This window comes from Xanthomarina gelatinilytica (assembly GCF_000348685.1).
Lineage (GTDB): Bacteria > Bacteroidota > Bacteroidia > Flavobacteriales > Flavobacteriaceae > Xanthomarina > Xanthomarina gelatinilytica.
Map to the genome: position 1 here is coordinate 108,078 of NZ_ANLA01000004.1, position 16,126 is coordinate 124,203.

A 16,126-nucleotide genomic window follows, 5' to 3' on the forward strand; every position below is an offset into this window, starting at 1 on the left:
AAAAGATTTGTTTTAAATTTTTTGCAAAACTACGCTTAATTAATTGATAAATATTATCTAATTGTTAAGAAATTTTGTTGTTTGAAGATAAGGAATAAATAAGCTATTGACACTTTTTCAATGAAAAAGCTATTAACATGTTTTTCAACATGTTTTATGTTAATTTCTTATAAAATTGTAATAATTTTGAAGTAGAAGCATCTAGATTATCAAAGCTGTTTTTTTGCATTTTTTCTAAAATATTTCCAGCTAATTGCTTGCCCAATTCCACCCCAAATTGATCGAAACTAAAAATATTCCAAATAACACCTTGTACAAAAATTTTATGCTCGTACATGGCAATAAGTTTTCCTAAGCTCTCTGGTGTTAATTTATGAATGAAAATGGTATTGGTTGGTTTATTGCCTTCAAAAACCTTGTAAGGCAAAAGGCGTTCCATTTGTTCCTTTGGTACGTTTTGATTTTGCAATTCTTGTAATACAGCTTCCTTTGTTTTTCCAAATAATAAGGCTTCCGTTTGGGCTATAAAATTGGAAATCAATTTGTCCTGATGCGCTTTGTTTTTATGCAAGGCGTTTGCAAAGCCAATAAAATCGGTTGGAATAAGTTTTGTTCCTTGATGGATTAATTGAAAAAAAGCATGTTGCGAATTGGTGCCTGGAGTTCCCCAAACCACACCTTCTGTTTGATAAGAAACATTTTTAGAATTTCTATCTACCGATTTTCCGTTGCTTTCCATACAACTTTGTTGCAAATATGCTGAAAACTTATTCAAGTATTGCGAATACGGAATAACGGCTTCGGTTTCGGTCTTAAAAAAATTATTGTACCAAATACTTATTAGGGCTAAAACAACTGGAATATTTTTTTGAAATGGTTCTGTTTTAAAATGGGTGTCCATTTTATTGGCACCTGAAAGTAGTTTGTTGAAGTTTTCAAAACCAATTGCAAGACTTATGGAAAGTCCAACAGCACTCCAAAGTGAAAACCTGCCACCAACCCAATCCCAAATAGGGAATATATTGTCTGTATTTACGCCAAAAGCTTTAGCTTTTTCGGTATTTGTGGTAACGGCCACAAAATGCTTGGAAATAGCTTCATGATTTGCTATTTGCAAAAACCATTCTTTAATGGTATGAGCATTTGTAAGGGTTTCTTGTGTGGAAAATGTTTTTGAAACCACTACAAACAAAGTGGTTTCTGGGTTCAGTTTTTTTAAAAGCTCATGGACATGATCGCCATCTATATTGCTTATAAAATGGGTGTTTAAATGATTTTTGTAAAACTCCATGGAGCTAACAACCATGGCTGGACCTAGGTCTGAACCTCCTATCCCAATATTGACAATATCTGTAAACGGTTTTCCTGTGTACCCCTTTTTAGAACCATTAACAATACTATTGGTAAAGTTTTCTATATGTTGTTTTACTTTAAAAACTTTAGGGACCACATTCTCTCCATCCACAAAAATTTCATCGGTTTCCTTAGCTCTTAAAGCTGTATGAAGTACGGCTCTTTGTTCTGTTTCGTTAATTTTTTCTCCAGAAAAATAAGCTTTTATGGCAGTTTCCAGCTTAACTTCCTTTGCCAATTGAAACAATAAGGCTAGTGTTTCTTCGGTTAGCCTGTTTTTAGAAAAATCCACATAAAAATCTTCCCATTCAAGGGATAGTTTATTTGCTCTATCTGGATTTTGTTCAAACAGCTCTTTCATACGAACCTCTTCCATAGATTGAAAATGTACCTGAAGTTTTTTCCAGGCATGTGTAGATGTTGGATCAATCTTTGGTAAGCTCATAAAATTAATTTACCTGGGTAATTAACTTATCTGAAGGTGTTTTAGCTTCAAATTCTATCTGGTCCAATTGCACTTTTATAGGAGCAATATATTCTAAATACCTGGATTTTAAGCTATCTGAAATAGGTTCTGCTTCGGGTAGTTTTTCACGAAACGGATCGACCTGTTCCCCATTTTTCCAGAACCTGTAGCATACATGTGGCCCAGACGTATTTCCAGTCATTCCAACCCAACCTATCACATCGCCTTGTCTTACATATTGTCCCACTTTTACATTTTGTTTTTTCATGTGCAAATATTGGGTTTCGTAGGTAGAATTATGTTTAATTTTCACGTAATTACCATTTCCTCTGGTAAAACTGGATTTGGTAACGGTTCCATTGGCAGTGGCACGAATGGGTGTTCCTATATCTGCAGCAAAATCGGTTCCTTTATGAGGCCTTATTTTGTTGCCATAAAGCGCAATTCGTCTTCTTAGGTTGTATCTGGATGAGATTCGTTTGTATTCCACTGGAGCTTTTAAAAAGGCACGACGAAGGTTGTTGGCTTCTTCATTAAAGTAATCTTTGATTCTTTTAATGCTGTCGGTTTCAAACTCAAAGGCATAAAATGGTTCGTTTTTATGTTCAAAAACAGCAGCTTTTATGTTGTCTATTCCTGCATAAATGGTATCGTCTATATATTTATCTGTATAGATAACTTTAAACCTGTCGCCTTTTTGCAGTCTGGTAAAGTCTATGGTCCAAGCATAAATGTCAGACATTTTGTATGCCAATACAAAACTGATACCTTGTTGGGCCAAAGTTTCAGAAATATTACTTGTGATAACTCCTGAAAGTTCCTTTTCTACATATTTTATAGGTTTTCTGCTGGTGTAGGCATGAATGGAATCCTGAAAATTCAAGACAATGTATTCTTCCCTATTTGGCTGGTAAATAAAGCATTTAGGTTCTTGAAGTGAGTCTTTGGTACAAAGAATGGTATAAGGTTTCCCTATCTGAAGCTTTCTTATATCGAAACTATCGCGTGCTTTCTCAGCAATTTGAAATATTCTGGGATAACCTATGTTGTTACGTTGCATGATTTCGCCAAAGCTGTCTCCAGCTCTTACGGTATCTCTTTTAACGTGAAAATCGTTTAGGTTGAAACCAAATTCATAAACATCTTCAATAATTGGCTCTACAACGGCCAATTCTTCTTCAATAACTGGCGATTTTTCATTTTTGCAACTATTTAAGGTTAAAATAATTGCAAAAAGCATTAGACATTTTCTCCCCAATCTTTCAATTCTTGTTCGCTCCATAGTTCTGGAAAAAATATTCTTCTTTGATATTTTGGATGCATGTATTTTACCCATTCACTTCCTCCTGTTGCTTCAGCTGTTTTTCCTCCTATGTTCAAATAGTGGTTTGCTGTATTGTAATGTGCCATGACCCATGTTATGTTTACAGTGTAATCGTAATGACGCATGGCCTTAATTAACTCTTTATCTTCCCTAACTTCCTGTGGCAGCTGCTTAAACTTGGTCCACAAATTATTGGTGTTATAGAATTTGGCAAATCTAATAAATTCATCTTTGTATCGTTCTTCAAAAACTGTTAATAAATAAGATTTTTTGCCTGTATTGTAGTCTTTTCCTGCTGCTTGCCAGTACAAATGGTTAAAAGCATGTTCAAAAGAGGTGTTTCTATCTATGGTTGCCCTAAACCTGTTATCTATCAAGTTGATAAGCTCTGTGGAAGCAAATTCAATTTTTCTGTATTGTGCACTTTGAAACCCACTTGCTGGCGTTAAGGTGTTTCTAAACTTGTTGTATTGCTCCACTTCCATACCATCTTTCATGATTTCGAAAGAAGATGTTAGCATATCAAAATATCTGCTAATTCGCATGAGCTTGTTGGAGAAGAACGCAGCGTCCAGGTTTTCATTTTTTGCCACTTGGTCAATTTCCCACAGAATCATTTTAAACAGCAACTCGTTAATTTGATGGTACATAATAAAAACCATCTCATCTGGTAAAACCGTACGTTGGGTTTGAAGGTCCAACAGAGCATCTGTTTGAATGTAGTCCCAATAATTTATGGGTTTGCTATATAACAACCCTTTTAAGTGAACTTCCAGGTCTTGCCCAAGATCATCGAATTTTTCTTTTAATTGACTGGTTAATTCTTTATTTAATTCCATTAATCTGTTACTAAAATTTTAAATGGGTGTTTTAATCCTTTAAAAGCATCCAGATCGGCTCTTAAAGAGCCAACAGCTAGATCTGCTTGGATACGTAAAGGTACTTTATTTTTATCATTTGAGACCCAAAGTGTCAAACTTTCTTCTTCTTTAAACACCCTTCCTGCCATTACATATGGTCTGAATTTTAGCGCTCTTATTTTACCAAATTCTGTTGTTATGGTTTCTTTTCCCAAATATTTTAATTTAAAGCCATAGTTTTCGTCGTCAAAAAACATATCCACATGCACTTCGTTTCCAATTTGTAAATTATCTATGTCCAGATTGTCCCTTAAATAATAAAAAGTGGAAATCATGTCTTGAATATTCGGTTTGGTGTCGAATACTTTTTTTCTGTTGTGCTTGATATTGTTTACGTAGGCTTTATGGTTGACTTGATCAAATTCAATTTCTATGTTTTTGGTATGGCCACCTTCATTGATGTCCCTAATAAATTTATAGGGTTTAATGTCTTGTTTATCGAAATAACTCTCATACCTGTCTTCCACTTTAAAAAACCATGAGATGGCTCCTGTTGTCCAACCTTTGCCAACCACATGATATACTGGTTTGTTTTTATAAACGGTTTCGTTAACCGTGATGGTTGCTTCCCCAGCTTTTAAAAACCCGCTATAACTCATTTCAAACCGAAACCACTCTCCATGACTAAAAGAGCTTTCTGTCTGAACAAATTTGTTACCATTTATTCCAGATTTGTTTTCGCTTTGGCCAAAAACGGTTTGCAATATTAAAATGGATAAGAGTAATAGAACTGTTTTTTTCATAATTTATATATCTGTAAATGTAACTTATTGAAACCTATTTTCTTGTTTCAACCTTTTATTTACAATTACCATTCCAAATGTATGAAACAAAAAAACTCCATCAGAAAATTTGATAGAGTTTTTAGGTTTATTTTAGTTAAATATTTGTTATAATGTACCTCTTAATTCCTGTTCGCGCTCTATAGACTCGAAAAGAGCTTTAAAGTTCCCGGCTCCAAAACCACGTGCTCCCATACGTTGTATGATTTCGAAGAAAAGTGTTGGTCTATCCTCTACTGGCTTGGTAAAGATTTGCAATAGGTAGCCTTCCTCGTCTGCATCTATCATAATACCTAGTTTTTTAAGTGTTTCTATATCTTCACGAAGTTCGTGACTAAATTCATCCAAACGTCCTGGAACAGCTTTATAATACTCTTCTGGTGGTGTTGATAAAAACTCCACACCTCTGGAACGTAAATCGGAAACGGTTTTTATAATATTATCTGTAGCTACAGCAATATGTTGTACTCCAGGACCTTCGTAAAAATCCAAATATTCTTCTATCTGCGATTTCTTTTTTCCTTCGGCTGGTTCGTTAATTGGGAATTTAATTCGTCCGTTACCATTGCTCATTACTTTACTCATTAATGCTGAGTATTCGGTATGGATTTGTTTGTCGTCAAAAGACAGAAAATTCACAAAACCCATAACATCTTCGTACCATTTAACCCAAGTATTCATTTCTCCCCAACCTACATTTCCTACCATGTGGTCTATGTATTTTAAACCTGTAGGTTCTGGGTTGTAATCAGATTTCCACTCTTTAAAACCTGGCATAAATTTGCCTTTATAGTTTTTGCGCTCCACAAACATATGAACAGTTTCTCCATAGGTATAAATTCCAGCACGAACCACTTCGCCATGCTCATCTGTTTCCACTTTTGGTTCCATATAGGATTTGGCTCCTCTCTTGGTGGTTTCTTCATAAGCACTTCTGGCATCTTCAACCCATAGGGCAACCACCTTTACGCCATCGCCATGTTTTACTATATGATCGTTTATAGGAGATTTACTGTTTAAAGGCGTGGTTAAAACCAATCTTATTTTGTCCTGCTTTAACACATAACTCACTTCGTCCCTGGATCCTGTTTCCAGGCCTTTGTAGGCATAAGATTGAAATCCAAACGCTGTTTTATAGTAATGTGCTGCTTGTTTGGCATTCCCTACATAAAACTCTACATAATCTGTTCCTAATAATGGAAGGAAATCTTGGGCGCCTTCAAATATTTTTTCCAATCCGTATTCTACTGATTTTATTTCTTTACTCATTTTTTTAATGTTTTTTAATTATCCAACCAAGATTTATAATAATCTTCGTCTGCTATTTTTAATGCGTCTTCTGTGATTTTTAAGGGTTTAAAGGTGTCTACCATCACTGCCAACTCGTCTGTTCTTACTTTTCCAATACTTCGTTCTGCTGCTCCTGGATGTGGCCCATGAGGAATACCTGCTGGATGCAAGGAAATGTGTCCAGCATCAATATCATTTCTGCTCATAAAATCGCCATCTACATAGTAGAGGACTTCATCACTATCAATATTGCTATGGTTGTATGGAGCAGGAATGGCCAACGGATGATAATCGTAAAGCCTTGGCACAAAACTGCACACAACAAAGGCATCTGTCTCAAAAGTTTGGTGTACTGGAGGTGGTTGATGGATACGACCTGTTATGGGTTCGAAATCGTGAATAGAAAACGCATAAGGATAGCTGTAACCATCATAACCAACAACATCAAATGGATGTGATGCGTAAACCATTTCAAAAATATCGTCTTGTTTTTTAACTTTCATCAAGAAATCGCCATTCTCGTTATAGGTTTCCAATTCTTGAGGCTGACGAATATCCCTTTCACAAAAAGGTGCATCCTCCAATAGCTGTCCAAACCAGTTTCTATAACGTTTTGGGGTATAGATGGGCCTTCTGGACTCCACTATAAACAACCTGTTATCTTCTGTATCAAAATCTATTTTATAAATGGTTCCTCTAGGCACCAATAAATAGTCTCCATATTTAAAATCCAAATTCCCAAGGTGAGTGCGCAATTTTCCTGTACCTTTATGGATGAAAATGAGCTCGTCTGCATCGGAATTTTTATAAAAATAATCTGTCGTAGACTGTTTTGGAGCAGCAAGAATGATGCTGCAATCGCTATTGGTAAGTACTGTTTTCCTGCTTTCCAGGTAATCGTTTTCCGGTTTTATTTGAAAGCCTCTAAACCGATAGGATTGAATGCTGTTTTCTTTGGCTATTTTTGGCGCTACGCTATACTGTTTTTTGATAGCCTTAACCTGTGTTGGTCTTTGCTGGTGGTATGAATTTGTTGACATTCCGTCGAAACCAATTGTTCCAAAAAGCTGTTCGCTGTAAAGTGTTCCATCTGGTTTTCTAAACTGTATGTGTCGTTTAGGAGGTATGTTTCCTAATTTATGATAAAATGGCATTGGTTTTAAAATATTATGGGTTACTTATAAAAGGGTTTGAGGGAAAAGGTTAACTCTCTCTCAAAAAACCCTCAATACAATAAAATAAATTTATATAAAGATACAAAATGTGCCTATTTATTCTGGATTTCTTTTGATAAGAAATTGAAGATGTGATAATAAACCTGACCAAAAATGTTTCATAGTTCTACAAATATCGGAAATATTTATGACATATCGTTTTTAACAATTTTCCATTTTGGAAGGAGTGGAAAACTAGATTAGAACCAGAACCCTAAATTAAAAAACCAAATGCTTTCTTTGGTTTCCGGAGAGTAAGTGTACTTTAACTCTATTGGTCCAACAAAGGTTTCCATGGCATAACCTATGGCATAACCTGAATAATCTGGGGATGTAAACCATTCACCATCGTCAAAAATATTGTCTGCAATATTGGAATAATTTGCAGCAATATTGATGTGGTTTTTCTTGAAAATTTCATAATCCAAGGTTAAAACCCCTTTTACAAAACTATTGCCTGAAAGCGAGATAAAATCGTAACCATAAAACGATTCGAAATTGTTTATAAAGTCGTTTCCATAACCTCCAAGGGCAAAATTTAAATAAGGGTTGTCGTTTTCACCAATGTTAAAACCTCCTTGAGTAGTGATGTTTGCCGTTAACTTATCTGAAAAGCTATAGGCATAGCCAATGGTTGCTTTAGCAATGGAAAATTCATTGAAGTTATTATTGAAATCTGACGAATACAGATAAAGATGAAAGTCTCCATCAAAATAAAACCCTTCGTTGGGGAAATACTTATTATCGTAAGAATCGAATTTAGCTTTGCCAAACAAACTTAAATAATCGCTGTTCTCAAAAATGGTTTTTTTATCATTGTTGCCAGTTAAAACTGTTTCGGTTGTAATTTTCAATCGTTTATGTTCTGCCCCAAGTGACAAGGACATATCTTTGGTAAAAAGGGTTTGCAAATAAAACTGATTGGTAAGGTCTTTTAATTCGACATCCAATTTATTTACATTAAGGGTTTGCAATTCATCGTCTGTTAAAAGTGCTGTTGCTGGTATCACTTTTTTAAATTGATTGTAACTGGATTTTAAACCAACACTCCAATAAAACCCTTGATCTATATAATATTCAAAATTATACCTAATGTTGTCCCCAAATATAAAATCGAAAGACAGCACATCGTTTTTGATCAATAATTGCTTTTTGGTGAGGTTGACCAAAGCAGCTGTTTTATAGAGATCGTCATAATGAACAGCAAATTTAAAAAAAGTTGTAATGGAACTTTCCTTTAGTGTCAGATACATATCATAACCCTCGTTATTGCTTGAAGGTTGTAATTTATGCACAACGCTCTCAAAGTTATTGGTAGCAGCCAAGTTGTTTACCCCTTCCACATAACTGTTGTATTGTAACTTAACGTTTTGTTTAAATTTAAGTTTCCCTAAAACATATGCATCTGTATATTTTTTATTTCCTTCAATATAAATGGCATTTATTTTAATACTGTCTACAGATTTTATGGTTATATGTTTGGTCTTTTTTTGGGTTTGCATAGAAGCAACATGCTTTAAAGCATCCATTTCTTTTAAGGCTGCTGCTTCACCATTATCTATAATCTCCCTTCCGTCACTAAAAGAAACCACAGTAAAGTTTGAAATATCCGGTTTTATGTAGATATCTGTTTTTTTGGCTTTTTGCTTCATATCATTGATGGTTCGGTAATTATTTATTTGAAGCAGAATGTCCAATGCAGATTTTAAATCGTCCCTGGAGGCCAAATCGTCTTGCACATCCACACCAATAATCAAATCCATTCCTTTGGCCCTTAATTCGTCTATGGGATAGTTATTGACCACACCACCATCAATTAAAAGTTGACCATCTATAATAACTGGTTGAAATAATGACGGAAAGGCGCCACTTGCCGTAATGGCTTGGGGCAGGTTTCCTTTGTCCAAAATTACAGCTTGTCCGGTTTCCACGTTTGTAGCTATACAGAAAAACGGAATAGGCAACTTGCTAAAATCTTCCACATCGCTAACATGCAAAGTGAGTTTAGAAAGTAAACTTAGCGTGTTTTGTCCCTTGGACAAGGCTGTTGGCAATTTTAAATTAAAATGCTCAAATGGCAATGTTACGGCATATTTTTCTGAGTTATCCCTTTCATAGAAGGTCTTGGCAGCTCTAGGCAAGTCGTCGTTTATAATTTTATCGAAATTCACATCCTTAAAAATAGAATCAATTTCTTTTCCAGTATAACCAGAAGCGTACAAAGAACCAACAATGGCTCCCATGCTTGTTCCTGCAATATAATCTACCCGAATACCCAGACTGTCAATAACTTTTAATGCTCCAATATGTGCCAAGCCTTTGGCGCCTCCTCCACTTAATACAACACCAATTTTTACATCTTGTTTGGTGTTTTCCTGAGAGAACATTACGCTGGTAAAAAATAAAGAAACGACAATAATTAGGTATTTCATGAATTATGGTAGTAATTATAAATTTTTTGAGCTCTTGAAACACCTACAACATCCTCTAACTCGTCTAACTTGGCATGTGAAATCCGTTTTACGGATTTAAATTCCTTCAAGAGCTCGACAATGGTTTTTTCTCCTATACCAGGAATACTTTCCAGCTCTGTATTTAAAGCGCTTTTGCTTCTTTTATTTCTATGGTGTTCTATGCCAAACCTGTGAGCTTCGTTTCTAAGTTGTTGGATGATTTTTAGGGTTTCACTTTTTTTATCTAAATATAAGGGAATTGGATCGTCTGGATAAAATAATTCTTCCAAACGTTTCGCAATTCCGATGATTGCAATTTTTTGTCTCAAATTCAAGGCATTCAAACTTTTCAATGCCGAGGAAAGTTGTCCTTTTCCACCATCGATAATAATTAATTGAGGGAGTGGACTTCCTTCGTCCAACAATCTTTTATAACGTCTGTAAACCACTTCTTCCATAGACGCAAAATCGTCTGGTCCTTCAACTGTTTTAATGTTAAAGTGCCTATAGTCCTTTTTGCTGGGTTTGCCATTTTTAAAAACCACACAAGCAGCAACTGGATTGGTACCTTGAATGTTTGAGTTGTCAAAACACTCTATGTGCCTGGGTTCCTCCTTTAGGCGTAAATCGGCTTTCATCTGAGCCATGACCCTATTGGCATGCCTGTCTGGATCTACAATTTTTACTTGCTTTAATTGTTCCAGCCTATAATATTTGGCATTACGAATGGATAGGTCCAAAATATGTTTTTTGTCTCCCAATTGAGGAACAAACACCTTTACGTCTTCACCTAAATTAATTTTAAAAGGTACATAAATTTCTTTCGACTTGGAGTGAAAACGCTGTCTTAATTCAATGATGGCCAATTCCAGTAATTCTTTGTCTGATTCTTGAAGTTTTTTCTTAATCTCCAAAGTATGGGAACGAATGATGGAGCCATAAGACACTTGTAAAAAATTAACATAGGCGTAGCTCTCGTCACTAACAATGGAAAACACATCCACATTGCTTATCTTAGGGTTGACAATGGTGGATTTTGCCTGGTAATTTTCTAGTATCTCTATTTTTTCCTTAATAATTTGCGCTTCTTCAAATTGCATATTTTCAGAAAATTGGGCCATCTGTTGTCTAAATTGTGATAAGGAATCTTTAAAATTCCCTTTTAAAATTTCTTTTATGGCAGCAATTCCTTCATTGTAGTCCTCAAGGGTTTGAAACCCCTCGCAAGGACCTTTACAATTCCCTAAATGGTATTCCAAGCATACTTTGTATTTTTCGGCTTCTATTTTTTCTTTGGACAGATCGTAATTACAGGTTCTTAATTTGTACAAGCCTCTTATTAAATCCAACAAGGTACTTACTGTTTTCATGCTTGTGTATGGCCCAAAATATTCACTGCCGTCTTTAATAACGCGTCTGGTAGAAAACACCCTGGGAAAACGTTCGTTTTTAATACAGATCCATGGATACGACTTGTCGTCTTTTAACATGACATTGTATCTTGGCTGGTGTTTTTTTATTAAATTGTTTTCTAATAAAAGGGCATCGGTTTCCGTGTTTACAACTATGTGCTTAATGCTAGCTATTTTTTTTACAAGCACTTTGGTTTTACCATAATCGTGTTGCTTGGTAAAGTAAGAACTGACTCTTTTTTTTAGGTTTTTGGCTTTTCCTACATATAAAATAGTTCCATTTGCATCAAAATACTGATACACGCCAGGTTCATTTGGTAAGGTTTGTATTTGTATTTCAAGCGATGTTTTGCTCATTAACAGGATTTGGTCTATTTAATTTATGTATGGATGAAACTATTGAAGATAGAATCATTAATTTAACAGCTTTTACCAAAGGTAATTCTTTTAATTTTTTTAGTTTTAAAAATCAAGGTTAATTATTTTTAAAATAAATGAATAAATCCCTATTTTCAGAATACTATTTAAGTAACTTGCTCCACTTTTTTTTAATACGTTTAAATGGAAAAACTTATAATTGGAAGAGTTGATAAAATAGACTTTCCAAAATTAAATTTATATAATATTGACGCCAAAATTGATACTGGCGCATATACCTCTGCCATACACTGTTCTGAAATAATTGTTGAAGGCGAAAAACTAAAGTGTACCTTTTACAGTAAGGGACACCCTAATTTTAGTGGTAAACAAGTTGTTTTCGATAGCTTTTCCAAAACAGATGTAAAAAGCAGTAACGGCTATAAAGAAAACCGGTTTAAAATAAAATCTGAAGTGGTATTTTTTAACAAAACCTATAAAATAAACTTAACATTAAGCACTAGGGACGATATGAAATTTCCTGTTTTAATAGGAAGGCAATTTCTAAGTAAAAAATTTCTGGTGGATGTAGATTTGCATCACGTATCATTCAACAAAAAACAAGCCATCTAATTATTTAACAAAGCACACCCATGAATATTGTTATTTTATCAAGAAACCCTCATTTATATTCCACCCAAAGATTGATTGAAGAAGGACGAAAACGACAACATAAAGTAGAAGTCATCGACCCTTTAAAATGCGATATCATTATTGAAAAAGAAAAACCAACCATTTATTACAAAGATAGATACTTAGATTATGTAGATGCCATTATCCCAAGAATAGGAGCTTCCATAACATTTTATGGCTGTGCCGTTGTGAGACAGTTTGAAATGATGAATGTGTTTTCCATTGTATCTTCTGGAGCTATTTTGCGTTCCAGGGACAAACTAAAAAGTCTACAACTTTTAAGCAAGGCTGGTATTGGGATGCCCAAAACCGTTTTCACAAATTATTCCAGGGATGTTGAAGAAGTGATAGCGCATGTTGGAGGTGTTCCTGTAATAATAAAACTATTGGAGGGCACACAAGGCTTGGGTGTGGTTTTGGCTGAAACAAAAAACGCAGCCGAATCTGTTCTTGAAGCCTTTAACGGACTAGAAGCCAGGGTTATCGTTCAAGAATTTATTAAAGAAGCCAAAGGAGCCGATTTAAGAGCTTTGATTGTAGATGGACAAGTTGTTGGCGCCATGAAACGCCAAGGAAAAGAAGGCGAATTTAGATCCAATTTGCATCGTGGTGGCTCTGCAAAAATCATTAAACTAAGCGATGCAGAATTAAAATTAGCCATGAATGCTGCCAAAGCCTTAAAGCTTCCTGTATGTGGCGTGGACATGTTGCAATCTGCTCGTGGCCCTTTACTCTTGGAAATTAATTCCACACCTGGACTGGAAGGTATAGAAGGTGCAACAGGAAGAAATATTGCAAAAGCTATTATTACTTACATAGAAAAAAACAGATAATGGAATTTGTTCATAAAGAATATATAACCATCTTAGGTAAAAAAATAAAAGCTGGTGAAAGTTGCGAGCTCAATTTTGGCGTGGCCAATTTACATACTACCTCTAGTATAGATGTGCCTGTTTTTGTAGAACGCTCCAAAAAACCAGGTCCTGTGGTTTTATTTACGGCTGGTATTCATGGAGATGAAGTAAATGGTGTTGAAATTGTAAGACAATTAATAGCCAAAGGCATCAACAAACCTAAACGTGGCACTATCATTTGTATGCCTATTATAAATGTATTTGGGTTTATAAACTTAAAACGTGAATTTCCTGATGGTCGGGATTTAAACAGAGTGTTTCCAGGGATAAAAAAAGGCTCACTTGCCAGTCGTGTGGCTTTTGAGTTAACAACTGAGATAGTTACAGAAGTAGATTTTATTTTAGACTTCCATACTGGTGGTGCTGGCCGATTTAACGCGCCTCAAATACGTATTGCTAAAAACAATCCGGAATTGGATCAATTGGCAAAAATTTTTGGAGCCCCTTTTGTGCTTTATTCCAAACATTTAAAAAAATCTTTTAGGAATACTTGTTTTAAATTGGGCAAAACCATGTTGTTGTTTGAAGGAGGCAAATCGTTTCACATAGATAATAACGTGACCAATACTGCTGTAAATGGAGCCAAACGGATTTTGCACCATTTTGGTATGTTGCAAACCAAATTCAAGGTTACAGCACCAAAAAAAGAAAGTCTGTTTATAACAGGTGGAAAATGGCAACGTGCTAATTATTCTGGTATGTTTAAAGCTTCTGCTATTATAAGTACAAAAGTAACAAAAGGTGATATTATAGGAAATATTACAGATCCTTATGGACAGTTCAATCATTTTGTTAGGGCAAACCACACAGGATATATCATTAATGTGAATGAGTCTCCCATTGTGTATCAAGGCGATGCCCTGTTTCATATTACCACCAAATTGAAAAAGTAATTTTATATGACCAAAGCCGAATTGCGAAAAACCTACAAGCTTAAACGTCAGGAATTATCTTCTGAAACTGTTGAAGAGTTTAGCCTACAGATTGCCAATAGGCTTTTAACACTTCCTATTTGGGATTTTTCTTTTTATCATATTTTTCTTTCCATTGAAGAACTTAAAGAGGTAAATACCGATTATTTATTGAACATACTTTCAGGCAAGGATAAACATATTGTGATTTCCAAAAGCGATTTCACTACAAACACAATGAACCATTTTCTGTTAACAGACAGTACCGTAATCAAGAAAAACGCATACAACATTCCAGAACCACTAGATGGAATTGAGGTTCCTGCACAAAACCTGGAAGTGGTCTTTATACCTCTTCTTGCTTTTGATGAGGAAGGCCATAGAGTTGGTTATGGCAAAGGCTTTTATGATTCTTTTTTAGCTGAATGCAAACCGGAAACCCTTAAAATTGGGGTGTCTTTTTTTGAAGCAGAAACTAAAATTGAAGATATTTTTAAGGGTGACATGGCTTTGGATTATTGCGTGACTCCTAAACAGGTTTATAGATTTTAATCAGTCTTTGGAGAATGCTTTTTTATTAAAAAAGACAAGCAACCCAAAACCTGTACTAATGGCTACATCTGCCACATTGAAAACAGGCTCGAAAAAGGTAAAATATTGTCCTCCATAAAACGGCAACCATTCCGGCAAATAGCCTTTCCAAATAGGAAAATAAAGCATATCCACCACTTTACCATGCAATAATGTATCGTAACCCCCTTCTGGAGGCAAGAAAGAAGCTACTTGTCCAAAACTGTCATTAAATAAAACGCCATAGAAAACTGAATCCAATATATTTCCCAAAGCGCCTGCAAAAATGAAAACAATGGCCCAAATAAGTACAGGTGATTGTTGTTTTTTTACGGCATCATACAACCAGTAGCCAATGCCAAAAATGGCTACTATCCTAAAAATAGTTAAAGATAATTTAGCTGTTCTATCAGAAATAAAAGATATAAAATCACTCAATTTGGTTCCCCAAGCCATGCCATCGTTTTCCACAAAATAAATTCTAAACCACGACAGTACTTTTAGCTCTTCGCCAATAACAAAATGTGTTTTAATATAAATTTTGCTTATTTGATCTATGAACAAAATAAGAACGATAAAAAGAATGGATTTTTTTAGGGTCATAACATATAGAACGTCTGCCTGTTGGCAGACAGGAAAGTGGAAACCTTTTTAATGGTAGTTGAAATCTTTGAGCAAAAATAAACATATTATTCAGATTTGCTTATCCTTATGTTGCCGTTTATTGAATTTAAGGTTATTTGGTTGTTTCCGTTCCCCAAAACGGCTTGATCTACTTTCCCATGTTTGCTTGAAGCCTCAGCAGTAGCTTGATGGGTTTCCACTTCAATATCTCCATGAATGGTATTTACCAAAAGGTCTCCTTTAAAGCTCTTTGCAAAAAAGGAGCCATTCATGAGTTCTGTGGTTACCTTATTGTAATTGCCAAACAAAAATACCGATGCTATACTACTGGAAATGGATAAATTCAATTGTTCTGGAATCACTAATTTATATTCTACAGAAAGTACTTTGTGTGCACTCAGTTTATCATTGTCTGCAACAAATAAAGGCTGATATATACTGGAAATATAAAGCGTATTGCTTTTAATTTGGGTGATTAAAACAACATCTTCGCTATGTTCTCCTTCTGCTAAAGATTGTATGGATATGGTTTGGGTTTTTGCTGTTTCAATATGCATTTTAAAAACCATATCTCCATTAATTACCAATGTAGAAACCCCTTTGGAAGAAAACGATTTATTGGTTACTTTTTGAGCCTGGGCCTGCAAAGCCAAAAAAAAGAGAATGAGGTAGAGAACCTTTTTCATATTGCAAAAATAAAATTATAAAAGCCCATAATGGGCATTTGGCAAACAATGACCACATCTATCACATATTTAAGTAGCTAGACCACAGGGTCTTGATAAAATTTAAAAAAAAGAAAAAACGCTTCATTTCTTGAAGCGTTTAGATTTATTGAATGGT

The 16,126-nt window shown here is 34.9% G+C and carries 14 protein-coding genes; 4 read left to right on the forward strand and 10 right to left on the reverse strand.

Annotation, left to right across the window (positions count from 1 at the left end; genetic code table 11):
- Positions 1-154 precede the first annotated feature (154 nt).
- The 8 genes from pgi to uvrC all read right to left on the reverse strand — a co-directional run bounded on the left by pgi (position 155) and on the right by uvrC (position 11,571).
- Positions 155-1,798: a glucose-6-phosphate isomerase gene (gene pgi / locus D778_RS01145; RefSeq protein WP_007646919.1), complete on the reverse strand. Its 1,644-nt coding sequence runs from the start codon at positions 1,796-1,798 to the stop codon at positions 155-157.
- Positions 1,799-1,802: 4 nt separating this feature from the next.
- Positions 1,803-3,059, reverse strand: a complete 1,257-nt coding sequence (locus tag D778_RS01150) for a M23 family metallopeptidase (RefSeq protein WP_007646920.1) — start codon at positions 3,057-3,059, stop codon at positions 1,803-1,805.
- On the reverse strand, positions 3,059-3,982 hold the full coding sequence (locus D778_RS01155) for a tryptophan 2,3-dioxygenase family protein (RefSeq protein WP_007646922.1): 924 nt from the start codon (positions 3,980-3,982) through the stop codon (positions 3,059-3,061). The genes D778_RS01150 and D778_RS01155 overlap by 1 nt, the downstream gene beginning before the upstream one ends.
- A complete protein-coding gene (locus D778_RS01160) occupies positions 3,982-4,806 on the reverse strand; it encodes a DUF3108 domain-containing protein (protein WP_007646923.1) in 825 nt (274 codons plus the stop codon). The genes D778_RS01155 and D778_RS01160 overlap by 1 nt, the downstream gene beginning before the upstream one ends.
- 147 nt (positions 4,807-4,953) lie before the next feature.
- Positions 4,954-6,114 (reverse strand): 4-hydroxyphenylpyruvate dioxygenase, encoded by a 1,161-nt coding sequence (gene hppD / locus D778_RS01165; protein ID WP_007646924.1) that lies wholly within the window; start codon positions 6,112-6,114, stop codon positions 4,954-4,956.
- 14 nt (positions 6,115-6,128) lie between these two features.
- Positions 6,129-7,289 carry a homogentisate 1,2-dioxygenase gene (locus D778_RS01170; protein ID WP_007646925.1) on the reverse strand — a complete coding sequence of 387 codons (1,161 nt, stop codon included), beginning with the start codon at positions 7,287-7,289 and terminating at the stop codon, positions 6,129-6,131.
- Between the two features lie 260 nt (positions 7,290-7,549).
- Positions 7,550-9,781 carry a patatin-like phospholipase family protein gene (locus D778_RS01175; protein WP_040491184.1) on the reverse strand — a complete coding sequence of 744 codons (2,232 nt, stop codon included), beginning with the start codon at positions 9,779-9,781 and terminating at the stop codon, positions 7,550-7,552.
- On the reverse strand, positions 9,778-11,571 hold the full coding sequence (uvrC, locus tag D778_RS01180) for an excinuclease ABC subunit UvrC (RefSeq protein WP_007646927.1): 1,794 nt from the start codon (positions 11,569-11,571) through the stop codon (positions 9,778-9,780). The genes D778_RS01175 and uvrC overlap by 4 nt, the downstream gene beginning before the upstream one ends.
- Before the next feature lie 204 nt (positions 11,572-11,775).
- Between uvrC and D778_RS01185 the strand changes: the two genes are divergently transcribed.
- Genes D778_RS01185 through D778_RS01200 form a run of 4 tightly spaced genes read left to right on the forward strand, consistent with a single transcriptional unit; the run spans position 11,776 to position 14,641 of the window.
- On the forward strand, positions 11,776-12,204 hold the full coding sequence (locus tag D778_RS01185; RefSeq protein WP_007646931.1) for an ATP-dependent zinc protease family protein: 429 nt from the start codon (positions 11,776-11,778) through the stop codon (positions 12,202-12,204).
- Between the two features lie 20 nt (positions 12,205-12,224).
- Positions 12,225-13,097 (forward strand): 30S ribosomal protein S6--L-glutamate ligase, encoded by an 873-nt coding sequence (gene rimK, locus D778_RS01190; RefSeq protein ID WP_007646933.1) that lies wholly within the window; start codon positions 12,225-12,227, stop codon positions 13,095-13,097.
- Positions 13,097-14,071 carry a succinylglutamate desuccinylase/aspartoacylase family protein gene (locus tag D778_RS01195; RefSeq protein WP_007646935.1) on the forward strand — a complete coding sequence of 325 codons (975 nt, stop codon included), beginning with the start codon at positions 13,097-13,099 and terminating at the stop codon, positions 14,069-14,071. The genes rimK and D778_RS01195 overlap by 1 nt, the downstream gene beginning before the upstream one ends.
- 6 nt (positions 14,072-14,077) lie before the next feature.
- Positions 14,078-14,641, forward strand: coding sequence for a 5-formyltetrahydrofolate cyclo-ligase (locus tag D778_RS01200; RefSeq protein WP_007646936.1), 564 nt, complete (start codon positions 14,078-14,080; stop codon positions 14,639-14,641).
- Here the strand turns inward: D778_RS01200 and D778_RS01205 are convergent, their stop codons facing one another.
- Entirely contained in the window at positions 14,642-15,262 is a 621-nt protein-coding gene (locus tag D778_RS01205) for a lipoprotein signal peptidase (RefSeq protein WP_007646937.1), read from the reverse strand.
- A gap of 86 nt (positions 15,263-15,348) precedes the next feature.
- Complete coding sequence (locus D778_RS01210) at positions 15,349-15,969, reverse strand: DUF4097 family beta strand repeat-containing protein (protein ID WP_040491185.1); 621 nt, start codon at positions 15,967-15,969, stop codon at positions 15,349-15,351.
- Positions 15,970-16,126 lie beyond the last annotated feature (157 nt).